Below are 768 nucleotides of genomic sequence, written 5' to 3' on the forward strand. Positions count from 1 at the left end.
ATTGCTCGACTTGATGCCGTTATATTTCTATTTTTATAATCAACTTATGTTGCTTTGCTCATGATTATATATACATTTCATTACATAATATATAGCTGTTGCTATTAACGACCCCATATCGGTGAGCGTACGACGCCACCATTTTGGCTATTGATAGCGTAACTTGTGTTCCCCAAGAGCGAATGAATAACCAAATCGCCACCTTTTTGACTTCCTAGACTTTGACCGCCTACTTGCCCGCTGATTTTTGAATGACGCGTTGGATAGACCGCATAACTTCCAGAAGGAGATAGACGGGCGGGTTCATCAAGTCCAGTTTCTGCCAGATTGAGCACTTGTCCAGTCGCCAGTGTCATGACAGCAGCCTTGCGTCCATTTAGGTAAGCCATGCGCTGACCATCTACACTGAGCTGAGGACTGGCGACATAACCATTGGTCGGCACAGGTACGGCATGACCAGTCGCGAAGTGATAGCGATAGATACGGGGACGGCCTGCACGGACTTTGTCACTGGTATAGACAAAGCTTTTACCGTCAGCCGCATAGCTAGGCTGTACCTCAGTACTCGGTAGCGTCGTTAATTGCTTGGTTTCGCCATCGCTCAGGCGCATCTCATAGATATCCGCGTTGCCACCGACGGTTGAACTATAGAGCAGGTGTTGGCCGTCAGGTGAAAATGACGCTGACATATTACTGCCTTCAGCATTGACGACTAGATTGCGCGTTTTGCTGCTGCGGTCATAAATATATATTTTAGGATGCTCGCGC

Annotated in this window: 1 pseudogene; it reads right to left on the reverse strand. The window is 47.4% G+C overall.

Features of this window, described 5'->3' with window-relative positions:
• Positions 1-104: 104 nt before the first annotated feature.
• A pseudogene (locus ACS8FC_RS16795) lies at positions 105-768 on the reverse strand (Xaa-Pro aminopeptidase); the annotation flags it as partial.

It is taken from the genome of Psychrobacter sp. 1Y4, assembly GCF_051847555.1.